Source organism: Streptomyces sp. 3MP-14, from assembly GCF_006334905.2.
Taxonomy (GTDB): Bacteria; Actinomycetota; Actinomycetes; order Streptomycetales; family Streptomycetaceae; genus Streptomyces; species Streptomyces triticirhizae.
Window position 1 is genome coordinate 85,989 of record NZ_VDLZ02000009.1, and the last position, 12,028, is coordinate 98,016.

The window sequence follows — 12,028 nt, forward strand, 5'->3', positions numbered from 1 at the left end:
GGCCGGGGGCGTCCCCGCGTGGAGCGGTTCCGTTGTCCCCCACGCGAGGGACGGCGGGGCGGGCGCGAGCGGCGAGAATGGCGGTCATGAAGCTGCGGGAGCACGCGTGGCCGGTCCTCGCGGGGGCGCTCTGCGCGGTCGGCGCCCTGGTCGAGGCCGTGCTGCGCGCGGAGTCGGGCCGGGGCACCGGGCTGGCCCCGGCGCTGCTGGTGGGGCTGGGCGCGACCGCCCCGCTGGCGCTCGGCGCGCGCCGCCCGGCCGGCGCGCTGGCCGGCGTCGCCTCGGGCACCCTGCTGACGGTGGCGCTGTACGGCGCCCCCGCCGTCTCGGGGCTGCTGGCGACGCTGGCGGCCGGTGCACTGGCGGTCGCCCGGCGGGCGCGGCGGGCGCGGGCGGCCGCCCTCGTGCGGGACGCCGACCGGCGGGCGAGTGAGCGGCGGCTGCGTGAGCTGCTGGCGCGGGACGAACGGGTGCGCATCGCACGGGAGTTGCACGATGTCGTCGCGCACCACATCTCGCTGATCTCCATCCAGGCCGAGACCGCCCGGCTGACCACCCCGGGGCTGCCCGAGGAGGCGGCGGGGCGGTTTCTGGCCATCGGCGACACGGCCCGCACCGCGCTCAGCGAGATGCGGCGGCTGCTGGGCGTGCTCCGCGAGGACGCGGAGGAACGGGACCCGGCGACCGACCGGCGGCCGCAGCCCGGTTTGGCGCAGCTGCTGGCGCTGGTCGACGAGACGCGGCGGTCGTCGGGGGCGCGGGTCAGGCTGCTGGTGAGTGGCCGGATCACGGCGCTGGCGCCGGGGATCGAGCTGGCGGCCTACCGCATCGTGCAGGAGGCGTTGACCAATGTGCGCCGCCACGCGCGGGGGGCCGCCGTCGATGTGGAGGTGCGCTACCGCCCCGAGGCGCTGTGGCTGCGGGTGCGCGACAGCGGCCTGGGAACGGGCGGCCCGGGTGCCGGGGAACGGGCCACCGAACAGGCCGCTGGACAGGCCGGATTCGGGCTTTCGGGGATGCGGGAACGGGCGGCGGCGGCCGGCGGCACGGTCCGCTCGGGGCCTTCCGCGCGCGGCGGCTTCCTGGTGGAGGCCAGCCTGCCGCTGGCGGCCGAGCGGTGAGCGGCGCCATCCGGCTGGTGGTCGCCGACGACCAGGAGGTGGTGCGGGTCGGCCTGGCCGCGCTGCTGGACTCCCAGCCCGACCTGGCGGTCCTCGACACCGCGCCGGACGGGGCTGCGGCCGTGCGGTGCTGCCGCCGGCTGCGGCCGGACGTGGTGCTGATGGACGTGCGGATGCCGGTCATGGACGGCATCGAGGCGACCCGGCTGCTGACGGCGGAGGGCACCTCGGACGGTGCTGCGGACGGCACGGGCGTCGGCGCCGCTGAGGCACCGCGCGTTCTGATGTTGACCACCTTTGACCTGGACGAGCATGTGTATGACGCCTTGAACGCCGGCGCGAGTGGGTTTCTGCTCAAGGACACGACCGCCGAGCGGCTGTTCGACGCGGTGCGGGTGGTCGCCGCCGGGGACGCCCTGCTGGCGCCCGGGGTGACCCGGCGGCTGATCGGCCGGTTCGCGCGGCTCCGACCGCCCGCCACCGGGAACGCCGGCCCGCTGGCCCGGCTCACCCCCCGGGAGGTCGAGGTGCTGCGGCTGGTCGCCGCCGGCCTGTCCAACCCGGAGATCGCGCGCCGCCTGGTGGTCGGCGAGGAGACCGTGAAGACCCATGTCAGCCGGCTGCTGCGGAAGTTGGAGCTGCGCAACCGCGCCCAGGCCGTGGTGCTCGCCTACGAGACGGGGCTGGTCGTGCCGGGCGCCGGCGAAGGCCCCCAGGGCGAGACGGGGCGGGGCACGGGCTGAGCGCGCCGCCGGACTCCGCCCGGGCACCGCCGGGCCGCGGCGCCGTGGCGCAGGCCACGCCCGGCGTTCGGAATGCGCTCCCCGGCCGACTGGTTGGCCCCTGGGAGGAGCCAGGGGCCCGTCAGGCGGCGCCCCGCCGGGTCAGCGTCGCCCCGCGACTCCCCCTTCCCACACCCCCACCCGGAAAGGCCGCCTCCCGATGTCCTTCGCGCTCGACTCCGCCGCCCTCGACCTGCTCTTCCGGGAGGCCCGCACCGCCCGGGTCTTCACCGACGAGCCGGTGTCGGACGAGACGGTCACCGCCGTCTACGACCTGGTCAAGATGGCACCGACGGCGTTCAACATCAGTCCACTGCGGATCACCGAGCTGCGCAGCCGGGAGGCGAGGGAGCGGCTGCTGCCGCTGGTCTCGAAGAGCAACCGGGTCACCATCTCGGGCGCGCCGCTGACCGTGATCCTCTCCTACGACCTGGACTTCCACGAGAAGCTGCCCACGCTGATGCCCGCCGTTCCCACGCTGAAGGACACGGTCTTCGCGGACGAGGAGGTGCGGGAGCGGCAGGGCCTGGTCAACGCGGCGCTCCAGATCGGCTACTTCGTGCTGGGCGTGCGCGGCGCCGGCCTCGCGGCGGGCCCGATGTCCGGCTTCGACGCGACCGCCGTGGACAAGGAGTTCTTCGGCGACGGCAGGCAGCGTTCGATGGTGCTGGTCAACATCGGCCACCCCGGCGAGAACGCCTACCGCCCCCGCGCGCCCCGGCTGCCCGCCGAGGACGCGGTCACGGTGCTCTGAGGCGCGGCGCGGTCCGCGTTCGCCCGCCTGCCCGCCCGGCGCTCACTGGTGGGGCTGCGCCGTCTCCCTGACCTCCAGGGACTCGGCCAGCCTGACCAGTTGTTCCAGCGGCGCGGTCCCCATCACCACCGTGGTCACCCCGGGCTCGGTCAGCACCAGGGCGTCGTACTTCGGGCCCTCCCAGCGCGCCCAGTCCCGGCCCGCGATCCGCTCGGTCGCGCCGGTGTCCTCGGCCTCCTGGGTGACGGAGGGCACGAACGCCTCCGGCTCCCCGTCCGCCTGGGCCAGCGCGACGTAGTCCTCGCGCGGGTCGAGGAAGCCCAGCCGCCAGGTCGCGCCGTGCTGCCCCTGCGGCTCGTACCGCACGGAGGTGGCGCGCCAGTCCTCGGGCAGGCCGACGGGCACCACCAGCGGGTAGGGCGCGGCCCGCGCCGCCGTGGCCGAGGCAACGTCGTACTCGACGGTGCGGACCGGATCGTCGGTCTCGCCGTTGGGCGTCAGGAAGAAGACGGCGAAGGTGGCCAGGCAGATCAGGGCCGTGGAGAGCACCATGTTCCGCAGGCTCTGGAGGCGCAGCCGCTTCAGCCGCCGCGCCCTGGCGTCGTCGTCCCGTTCACCGGCCTCGGGTGTCCCGGCCTCGGCCGTCGCCGCCTCGGGCTGCGCGGCCTCGGACGCGGCCTCGGGCGTCCCGGCCTCGGGCTCCGCCGGGGTCCTCGCCGTCTCCGTCACGCCGTCGTTCGCCATGTCGCTCGCGCCCTCCGCCGCCGGTGTTCTCGCCACGTCCTTCGCCACCCCGCCATCGTCCCCCACCGGGGCCGGGCGATCACAGCCGCCCCCTCGGTCGCTCATCAGATGGGCCCTCTGCTCATCTGATCCCGTTCGGGCTAGAGTCGGAGCACCCTCACTCCGGCACGGGCGCGTCCCGCGCGCCCGGAAAGGCGCGTTCCGATGACCGATCACCACCTCCCGCCCCCGCTCGACGTCGCCCCGCAGGCCCCCGACCGCAACCTGGCCCTGGAGCTGGTCCGGGTCACCGAGGCCGGCGCCATGGCCTCGGGCCGCTGGGTCGGCCGGGGCGACAAGAACGGCGCGGACGGCGCCGCCGTGCGGGCCATGCGCACCCTGATCTCCACCGTCTCGATGAACGGTGTGGTGGTCATCGGCGAGGGTGAGAAGGACCACGCGCCGATGCTCTACAACGGGGAACGGGTCGGCGACGGCACCGGCCCCGAGTGCGATGTCGCGGTCGACCCGGTGGACGGCACCACCCTCACGGCCAAGGGCATGGGCAACGCGGTCTCCGTGCTGGCGGTGGCCGAGCGCGGCGCGATGTTCGACCCCAGCGCGGTGTTCTACATGAACAAGCTGGCCACCGGGCCCGAGGCGGCGGAGTTCGTGGACATCGACGCGCCCCCCGAGGTGAACGTGCGCCGGGTCGCCAAGGCCAAGGGCGGCTCGCCGGCCGACGTGACCGTGGTGATCCTGGACCGGCCGCGCCACGGCGACCTGGTGCGCCGGGTGCGGGAGAGCGGGGCGCGGATCAAGTTCATCCAGGACGGGGACGTGGCCGGCGCCATCATGAGCGTCCGCGAGGGCACCGGGGTCGACCTGCTGCTGGGCGTCGGCGGCACCCCGGAGGGCATCATCGCGGCCTGCGCCATCAAGTGCCTGGGCGGCACCATCCAGGGCAAGCTCTGGCCCAGGGACGAGGACGAACGGCGGGCGGCGCTGGACGCGGGGCACGACCTGGACCGGGTGCTGCACACCGACGACCTGGTGCACGGCGAGAACGCGTTCTTCGTCGCCACCGGCGTCACGGACGGGGAACTCCTGCGCGGGGTGCGCTACCGCGCCGAGACCGCCACCACCCAGTCGCTGGTGGTGCGCTCCCGCTCGGGGACCATCCGGCAGATCGACTCCACCCACCGGCTGTCCAAGCTGCGCGCCTACAGCGCGGTCGACTTCGACAGCCCGGCCGGCGGCTGACCTTCGCGTGCGGAACGCGGCGCGAGCCCGGGGTGTCGGGAGGCGGGGTGGCATGGCGACGGGTCGCGGGGCGGGGTGGTGTGGCAGCGCGCTCGGGCTCGGGCGCTCACGGACGCGCCGGCGATGTGCGCCGGGGGGCGGAGAGTTACACCGGGGAGCGCGGGGTGCGCGCGGGGTGCGCGCGGGGTGCGCGTTCTCGCGCCGGCTCGTCCCCGGAGGTGCGTGGCCCGCTCCGCGCGCTGCTCTCGGTGGGGGCGGCGGCAAGGCCGGTGTGGTGCCGCCGCCCCGTTGACCGGGAGTCGACCGAGATGGGTGTGGGGGTTTCGCCGCGCCGCTCGGGGTGGGGGCCGCTCGACGCCGTGGGGGTGGGTGGGGTTCAGGCGATGCGGGTGATGTCCGCCTGCCGTCCGCCCGAGGTGGCCTCCCGGCGGCGGCGACGGCTCAGCACCACACGGCGCTCGGCGGCGGTCAGGCCGCCCCAGACGCCGTAGGGCTCGGGCTGGAGCAGGGCGTGCTCCCGGCACTCGATGAGCACGGGACAGCGGGCGCACACCGACTTGGCGGCCTGTTCGCGCGAGAGCCGAGCGGCGGTCGGCTCCTGCGACGGGGCGAAGAAGAGCCCCGCCTCATCGCGTCGGCAGGCGGCCTCCGAATGCCACGGGCCCGCCAGGTCTCTGTGACTGGGCTGGGCCGGGCCGGCTGGGGACCACGGGGACTCGTGTGGCGGTGACGGTTGCAGCACGGTCAACTCCTGACGACGGCTACGGGGGGTCGCTCCTGGCTGGACCCTCACCCGTCGTGGGAGCCCCACGGTTCATTCCCACCATGCTCGGCCATACGAGTGACGGTCCCCCGAGCCCTACCCGCTGTGCGCACGCTTATGCACAACGCGACCGCGCAGCCTGGCGAGTTGGGCCGCCATCGGGCCCCACCCGGCCAGCCGTTCGCCGCGCCTCACTCGGCGCTGAGGTCACGCAGCCGCTTGCCCTCCACCGCCTTCGCCTCCACGCCGCCCATGATCGCCACGCCCTGCACCGTGATCACCGGGGCGCGGGGGTCGGACGCCTCCATCTCGCGCACCTCGAAGCCGCCCATGATCCCGGAGCCGCCGCTGCGCAGCGTCACGTTCTCCGGCACCCGGATCTCCACGCCGCCGCAGATGGCCGTGGCGTTGATCGTCACATGCTGCTGCTCGAAGAGCGCCTCGGTGAAGTCCAGCTCGACACCGCCGAAGACCGCCACCGCGTTGACCTTGGCCCCGACCCGCCAGGTGCCCGTCCGGGTGGCCCCGCTGAAGACGGCCACCACGTTCTTCGCACCGGCCACCCGCAGCCCGCCGTGGCGGTGGCCGCCGACGGAGACTCCGGGGGCGGGCGCCGGCGCCACCGTGGAGCCGGGGGCCGGGGTGCCCTGCCCCGCCGGCAGGTCGCCGATCAACGGCTCCAACTCGCCGACGGTCTTGGAACGGTAGAGGGCGTCCAGGCGCTCGGCGTGCTCGTCCGGCTCCAGCCGCCCCTCGGCCAGGGCCTCCCGCAGGATGTCGGCTATCCGGTCCCGGTCGGCGTCCGAGGCGCGGACGGCCCCCGGGTCCCGGGCGGGGACGAGCGGCTCGGGCGAGCCGCCCCCGACGGCCGGGGCCGGCGTCGCGGGGTGGTCGGGCTTCTCCAGGGACACGGAGGGCGGCTTCTCGGTGTTCACCCCACCAGCCTACCGAGTCGCGATACATCGCGACCAGGGTCCGGCCGGGATCGCGCCAGCCGGCGCCCGTTCGCCGCCCACGGGGCGCCCCGGCGTCAGCCGCGCGCCGCCCGAACGCCCCCAACTCCCGGGAAAACCACTCGAAGTGGTTATTTCCGCGATGGCCTGGCGGGAGGAGAAGCACCGGGTATGTCACCGTTGGCTCGCTCCCCCATCCCCTCTCCCCCTCAACTCCCTCGACTCCCTCGACTCCCTCAACGATCAGGAGCAGCCACCTTGCTAACCATCGGTGACAAGTTCCCCACCTACGAACTGACCGGCGTCGTCGGCCCGTCCGAGGAGCTGCGGTTTTCGACCTTCACCAACAAGGACCGCGAGGGCAGCTGGTCCGTGGTGTTCTTCTGGCCGAAGGACTTCACCTTCGTCTGCCCCACCGAGATCGCCGCCTTCGGCCGGCTGAACGGCGAGTTCGCCGAGCGGGACGCCCAGGTGCTCGGGGTCTCCGGGGACTCCGAGTTCGTGCACCACGCCTGGCGCCGCAGCCACGAGGACCTGCGCGAGCTGCCGTTCCCGATGCTCTCCGACCCCAAGCACGAGCTGATGCGGGCGTGCGGGGTGCGCGGCGAGGACGGCTTCGCGCAGCGGGCCGTGTTCCTGGTGGACCCGGACAACGAGATCCAGTTCGTGATGGTCACCGCCGGCTCGGTGGGCCGGAACCCGCAGGAGGTGCTGCGGGTCCTCGACGCGCTCCAGACCGACGAGCTGTGCCCGTGCAACTGGAGCAAGGGCCAGCCCACGCTGGACGCCGAGCAGCTGCTGGCCGGGGTGTGAGCCGGTGGCCCTCGACGCGCTCAGGGCGGCCATCCCGCCGCACGCCAAGGATCTGAGCCTGGGCCTCGGCTCCCTCACCAGCCACGGCGAGCTGACCGAACAGCAGCTCTGGGGAACGCTGTTGGCGTGCGCCGAGGCCACCCGCTCGGCCCCGCTGCTGCGGGAGGTCGAGCCCGAGGCGCGCAAGCACCTGTCCGAGGACGCCTACCGGGCGGCGCGGACGGCGGCGGCGCTGATGGCGATGACCAACGTCTTCTACCGCACCCGCCATCTGCTCGGCGACCCGGAGTACGACGCGCTCCCGGCCGGACTGCGGATGAACGCGCTGCGCGACCCCGGCGTGGAACGGACGGACTTCGAGCTGTGGTCGCTGGCGGTCTCGGCCCTCGGCGGCTGCGGCCGGTGCGTCACCGCCCACGAGCAGACCCTGCGGAAGGCGGGGACCCGGCGGGAGGTCGTCCAGGAGGCGGTCCGGGTGGCGTCCGTGCTCAACGGCGTGGCCGGCGTCCTGGACGCGGAGGCGGCGCTGCACGGGCAGCCGGCCGTCTGAGAACGGACGGCGCGGGGCGGCCCCTCGGCCACCGAGGCCGGCGGGCCGCCTCGTTCCGGCAACGGGCCGGGCGCCGGGGCGACTTCGGCCGGCAGCCGGCCGGCAACCCGCCGTCGGCCATCCGTCGGGGGCCGTCGGGCAGCGGCCGGCAGCCGGCCGTCTCGGGCGGCGCCACCTCGAACCAGACGAGCTTGCCCGTGCTCAGCCGGGTCGCGCCCCAGTCCTGCGCCAGGCGCTGCACCAGATAGAGGCCGCGCCCGCCCTCGTCGGCCGGCCCGGCCTGGCGCAGCCTGGGCAGTTGGGGAACGTCGTCCCCGACCTCGCAGCGCAGCACGTCGGTGCGCAGCAGCCGCAGCGTCACCGGCCGTTCGGCATAGCGGACCGCGTTGGTCACCACCTCGCTGACCAGCAGCTCCACCGAGTCGACCAGCTCGTCCAGCTCCCAGCGGGCCAGGTTCTCCCGCACCATCCGCCGCGCCTCGCGCACCGACTCGGCCCGTGGGTCCAGCCAACGGAACGCCACGTCGTCCGGCGCGATGCCCTCGAACCGCGCCGCCAGCAGGGCGATGTCGTCGTCCCGGTCGCCGGGGCCGACGATGTCCAACACCTCGTCGCACAGCGGCTCCAGCGGGGCGGCGGCGTCCGGCCGGGTCAGCTGGGAGATGCTGGCCAGCTTCTCCCGCAGATGCTCCACGCCGGTCCACACGTCCCGGGTGCGGGACTCCACCAGGCCGTCCGTGTACAGCAGCAGCGTCGCGCCGGCCGGGGCGTCCACCTCCACCATCTCGAAGTCGACCCCGCCCACCCCGATCGGGGCGTTGGGCGGCAGGTTCACCAGCTCCGTCGAGCCGTCGACATGGAGCAGGACGGGCGGCGGATGGCCCGCGTTGGCCGCCGTGATCCGGTGCGCCACCGGGTCGTAGACCGCGTAGAGGCAGGTCGCCATCCGGTCCTGACCCAGCCGCTGCGCCTGTTCGTCGAGGTGGTGGAGCACGTCCAGCGGCGAGAGGTCCAGGCCGGCCAGGGTCTGCACGGTGGTCCGCAGCTGACCCATGATCGCCGCCGAGGTCGTCGAGTGCCCCATCACGTCGCCGACCACCAGCGCCACCCGGCTGCCGGGCAGCGGGATCGCGTCGTACCAGTCGCCACCCACCCGCGCGGACTGGGCCGCCGGCAGATAACGGCTGGCCAGCCGCACGCCGGTCGGCTGCGGCAGGTCGTCGGGCAGCATGGTGCGCTGCAACTCGTCCGCGATCGACGCCTCCCGGCCGTAGAGCACGGCCTTGTCGACGCCCAGCGCGGAGTGGGTCGCCAGCTGCTGCGCCACCTGGAGGTCCTCCGCCGCGAAGACCTCGCGGTCGGGGCGGCGCAGGAAGATCGCCGCGCCGATCACCCGGCGCCGGCCGCGCAGCGGGGTGAGGATCGCGCGGCGCCCCTCGGGCAACACGGCGGCGCCGGTCAGCTCCCGCATCGCGGCCTTCGGCACCTGGCTCTCGATGAAGACCGGCCGCACCCCGCGCAGCACCTCGGCCAACGGGCCGTTCCCCCGCACCTCGACCAGCGGCGTCGCCCCGGACAGCAGGGGCAGCTCGCCGCCGGGCTCGTCGGGGAGCGGGTCGCCGAGGGACTCCAGGGTCAGGGCCTCCGGAATGCGGTCGGTGCGCCGCAGCTTGAGCACCCACGGGTTGACCGGCTGCTCGTCGCCGACGGGCAACGGGTGTCGCAGATAGACCAGGATGGCGTCGGAGAACGTGGGCACCGAGGCCCGGCACAGGCCCAGCACGATCTCGTCCAGATCCATCCCGCGCGCGATGCGCCGGGTGGCCGAGCCCACGAACCGCAGCCGCTCCAGCTCCCGCATCCCACCGGTGGGGATCTCGTCGGTCGCGGGACGGACGAGGGGAGCTTCCGTGGTGTCCGGCTCGGATCGGGCGTGCGGCAGCGCTGGGCTCTCGGCGCGCGGTGCGTCCGCCGTGCGAGCCAGGGGCTGCGGAGGGGTCGGGTCCGTCACGAGGGGCTGTCCATCCAGGCGGGAACTAGCGTGCGGGGTGGGGGCGTTGGGTTGTGTGGCCGATGAGGGTTGATCCTACGTTTGACGACCCGGGACCTATCAAGAGGCTCTCGGGTGATCGGGCAGTCGATCAGGCAGCCGGTCGGGCTGGCTGGGGGCGGTGGCGGAGGGCATGGGGCGGCCCCAGTCCGTGGGCAGTCGTGGGCGACGCCAGCGGGGATCGGGCCGCCATGACGGCCAGTTCTCGGAGAAGGGCAGACTCCAGGAGCTGATGCGGCGTAGCGCCTCCTGACCTGCGGCGCGGACCCGCGCCACCTGGCCGGCGTCCAACAGCCCCGCCATTTCTGCCTGGGCGAATTCGTCCTCGTCCCGCCACTCCCAGCTGCGGTCAGCGTAGACCACGATATCGAGAAAGTGATCCTCGGAATCCACCCCGCCGGACCATCGGGTTCGGGGCTCTTCAAGATTGACGTACCAGTTCCTGAAGCGCCAGTCCCGATCCCAGAAAAGCCAGATCGACCATGGCTCTCCGGGGCGGGCGAGCTTCAGCAGCCCGTTGCCGAGCCAGCGGCAACGGGCCGTGGCGCGCGGCTTGGTGTAGCGGGTGGCCAGGGGTTCGAGATGCGGAGGGGTGCCGTCCGCCAGGACGGGGCGGACGCACTCGGTGCCGGGGGCCAGCCAAACGGCCAGCAGATCGGGAGTGTCCCTGACGACCGTAACGGGCCTACAGATATGGAAATGTCGGGCCCCATTGGCCCTGTATCGCCACAGAATGTGGTCGCCCGGACGCCAGGGATGCTCCCCGCCCGTTCCCTCGTTTCCCGTCTCCATTCACACATGGTATTCGGGTCGCGCCGCAGGGCGGGGGCATCCGGCTGACATCGCCTCAGGGGCGGGTCATGCGCAGCACGTCCAGCGCCTCGTCAAGCTGCTCCAACGTCAGTTCACCACGCTCGACATATCCGCCGTCGATGACGGTCTCCCGGATGGTCTTCCGCTCGGCGAGCGCGCGCTTGGCGATCTTGGCGGCCTCCTCGTACCCGATGTACCGGTTGAGGGGGGTGACCACGGAGGGCGAGGACTCGGCGTACTCCAGGGCGCGTTCGACGTTGGCGGTGATGCCGTCGACGGTGCGGTCGGCCAGCAGCCGGGAGGCGTTGGCCAGCAGCCGGATCGACTCCAGCAGGTTCTTGGCGATCACCGGGAGCATCACGTTCAGCTCGAAGTTGCCGGCGGCCCCGGCCGTGGTGACCGTGACGTCGTTGCCGATCACCTGGGCGGCGACCATCAGCACGGCCTCGGGGATCACCGGGTTGACCTTGCCCGGCATGATCGAGGAGCCGGGCTGGAGGTCGGGGAGGGCGATCTCGGCGAGGCCGGTGCGCGGTCCTGAGGACATCCAGCGCAGGTCGTTGCAGATCTTGGTCAGCGAGACCGCGACGGTGCGCAGCTGACCCGAGGTCTCCACCAGGCCGTCCCGGGCGCCCTGGGCCTCGAAGTGGTCCCTGGCCTCGGTCAACGGCAGGCCGGTGGCGCGGGCCACCTCGGCGATCACGGCGGCGGAGAAGCCGGGCGGGGTGTTGATGCCGGTGCCGACGGCGGTGCCGCCGAGGGGCAGCTCGGCCAGGCGGGGCAGGGAGGCGTTGAGGCGCTCCACGCCGTAGCGGATCTGGGCCGCGTAGCCGTCGAACTCCTGGCCCAGGGTGACGGGGGTGGCGTCCATCAGGTGGGTGCGGCCGGACTTCACCACCGTCGCGAACTCCCGCCCCTTGCGCTCCAGGGACTCGGCGAGGTGGGTGAGCGCGGGGATCAGCACCTCGATCACGGCGCCGGTGGCGGCGATGTGGATGGAGGAGGGGAAGACGTCGTTGGAGGACTGGCTGGCGTTGACGTGGTCGTTGGGGTGGACCGGCCGGCCGAGGCGCTCGCTGGCCAGGGTGGCGAGCACCTCGTTGGTGTTCATGTTGGACGAGGTACCCGAACCGGTCTGGAAGACGTCGATCGGGAAGTGCTCGTCCCAGCGGCCGTCGGCGACCTCGTCGGCCGCGGCGGCGATGGCCTCGGCCATGTCCTTCTCCACCACGCCCAGCTCGGCGTTGACCTTGGCGGCCGCCGCCTTGACGCGGGCCAACGCGGCGATGTGGGCGCGCTCCAGGCGCTGGCCGGAGATCGGGAAGTTCTCCACAGCGCGCTGGGTCTGGGCCCGCCACCTGGCGTCGGCCGGAACCCGCACCTCGCCCATCGAGTCGTGCTCGACGCGGTATTCGTTCGTACCAGTCATGGGGACGAATCTAC

The 12,028-nt window shown here is 73.8% G+C and carries 12 protein-coding genes; 6 read left to right on the forward strand and 6 right to left on the reverse strand.

What is annotated here, in order from left to right; genetic code table 11:
- Positions 1-86: 86 nt before the first annotated feature.
- From FH609_RS16380 to FH609_RS16390, 3 genes are all read left to right on the forward strand, one after another.
- Entirely contained in the window at positions 87-1,121 is a 1,035-nt protein-coding gene (locus tag FH609_RS16380) for a sensor histidine kinase (RefSeq protein WP_226961718.1), read from the forward strand.
- On the forward strand, positions 1,118-1,864 hold the full coding sequence (locus tag FH609_RS16385; RefSeq protein WP_139668219.1) for a response regulator: 747 nt from the start codon (positions 1,118-1,120) through the stop codon (positions 1,862-1,864). Before FH609_RS16380 ends, FH609_RS16385 begins: the two co-directional genes overlap by 4 nt.
- 199 nt (positions 1,865-2,063) lie before the next feature.
- Positions 2,064-2,657 (forward strand): malonic semialdehyde reductase, encoded by a 594-nt coding sequence (locus tag FH609_RS16390; RefSeq protein ID WP_139668220.1) that lies wholly within the window; start codon positions 2,064-2,066, stop codon positions 2,655-2,657.
- Between the two features lie 42 nt (positions 2,658-2,699).
- On the opposite strand, the gene FH609_RS16395 is transcribed toward FH609_RS16390, so the two are convergent.
- The gene (locus FH609_RS16395; protein WP_226961720.1) at positions 2,700-3,449 is read right to left on the reverse strand and encodes a DUF4245 domain-containing protein; all 750 of its coding nucleotides are present in this window, start codon (positions 3,447-3,449) and stop codon (positions 2,700-2,702) included.
- 156 nt (positions 3,450-3,605) lie between these two features.
- Between FH609_RS16395 and glpX the strand changes: the two genes are divergently transcribed.
- Entirely contained in the window at positions 3,606-4,643 is a 1,038-nt protein-coding gene (glpX, locus tag FH609_RS16400; protein ID WP_139668221.1) for a class II fructose-bisphosphatase, read from the forward strand.
- A 376-nt stretch (positions 4,644-5,019) separates the two neighbouring features.
- Here the strand turns inward: glpX and FH609_RS16405 are convergent, their stop codons facing one another.
- Together FH609_RS16405 and FH609_RS16410 are read right to left on the reverse strand one after the other, a co-directional pair.
- The gene (locus FH609_RS16405) at positions 5,020-5,385 is read right to left on the reverse strand and encodes a WhiB family transcriptional regulator (protein ID WP_122183093.1); all 366 of its coding nucleotides are present in this window, start codon (positions 5,383-5,385) and stop codon (positions 5,020-5,022) included.
- 212 nt (positions 5,386-5,597) lie between these two features.
- Positions 5,598-6,341 carry a DUF1707 domain-containing protein gene (locus tag FH609_RS16410; protein ID WP_226961721.1) on the reverse strand — a complete coding sequence of 248 codons (744 nt, stop codon included), beginning with the start codon at positions 6,339-6,341 and terminating at the stop codon, positions 5,598-5,600.
- Between the two features lie 276 nt (positions 6,342-6,617).
- Between FH609_RS16410 and FH609_RS16415 the strand changes: the two genes are divergently transcribed.
- Positions 6,618-7,172: a peroxiredoxin gene (locus FH609_RS16415; RefSeq protein WP_139668222.1), complete on the forward strand. Its 555-nt coding sequence runs from the start codon at positions 6,618-6,620 to the stop codon at positions 7,170-7,172.
- Between the two features lie 4 nt (positions 7,173-7,176).
- Positions 7,177-7,722, forward strand: coding sequence for a carboxymuconolactone decarboxylase family protein (locus FH609_RS16420; protein WP_139668223.1), 546 nt, complete (start codon positions 7,177-7,179; stop codon positions 7,720-7,722).
- On the opposite strand, the gene FH609_RS16425 is transcribed toward FH609_RS16420, so the two are convergent.
- From FH609_RS16425 to FH609_RS16435, 3 genes are all read right to left on the reverse strand, one after another.
- Positions 7,661-9,733 carry a SpoIIE family protein phosphatase gene (locus FH609_RS16425; RefSeq protein ID WP_226961722.1) on the reverse strand — a complete coding sequence of 691 codons (2,073 nt, stop codon included), beginning with the start codon at positions 9,731-9,733 and terminating at the stop codon, positions 7,661-7,663. The two genes, FH609_RS16420 and FH609_RS16425, sit on opposite strands and share 62 nt — an antisense overlap.
- A gap of 99 nt (positions 9,734-9,832) precedes the next feature.
- Positions 9,833-10,564 carry a DUF402 domain-containing protein gene (locus FH609_RS16430; RefSeq protein WP_139668224.1) on the reverse strand — a complete coding sequence of 244 codons (732 nt, stop codon included), beginning with the start codon at positions 10,562-10,564 and terminating at the stop codon, positions 9,833-9,835.
- Between the two features lie 55 nt (positions 10,565-10,619).
- On the reverse strand, positions 10,620-12,014 hold the full coding sequence (locus tag FH609_RS16435) for a class II fumarate hydratase (RefSeq protein ID WP_139668225.1): 1,395 nt from the start codon (positions 12,012-12,014) through the stop codon (positions 10,620-10,622).
- Between the last annotated feature and the right edge of the window lie 14 nt (positions 12,015-12,028).

Coding starts and splice junctions, on each gene's coding strand:
- FH609_RS16380 (WP_226961718.1), top strand. CDS start 87: ATGAAGCTGCGGGAGCACGCGTGGCCGGTCCTCGCGGGGGCGCTCTGC.
- FH609_RS16390 (WP_139668220.1), top strand. CDS start 2,064: ATGTCCTTCGCGCTCGACTCCGCCGCCCTCGACCTGCTCTTCCGGGAG.
- glpX (WP_139668221.1), top strand. CDS start 3,606: ATGACCGATCACCACCTCCCGCCCCCGCTCGACGTCGCCCCGCAGGCC.
- FH609_RS16430 (WP_139668224.1), bottom strand. CDS start 10,564: ATGGAGACGGGAAACGAGGGAACGGGCGGGGAGCATCCCTGGCGTCCG.
- FH609_RS16435 (WP_139668225.1), bottom strand. CDS start 12,014: ATGACTGGTACGAACGAATACCGCGTCGAGCACGACTCGATGGGCGAG.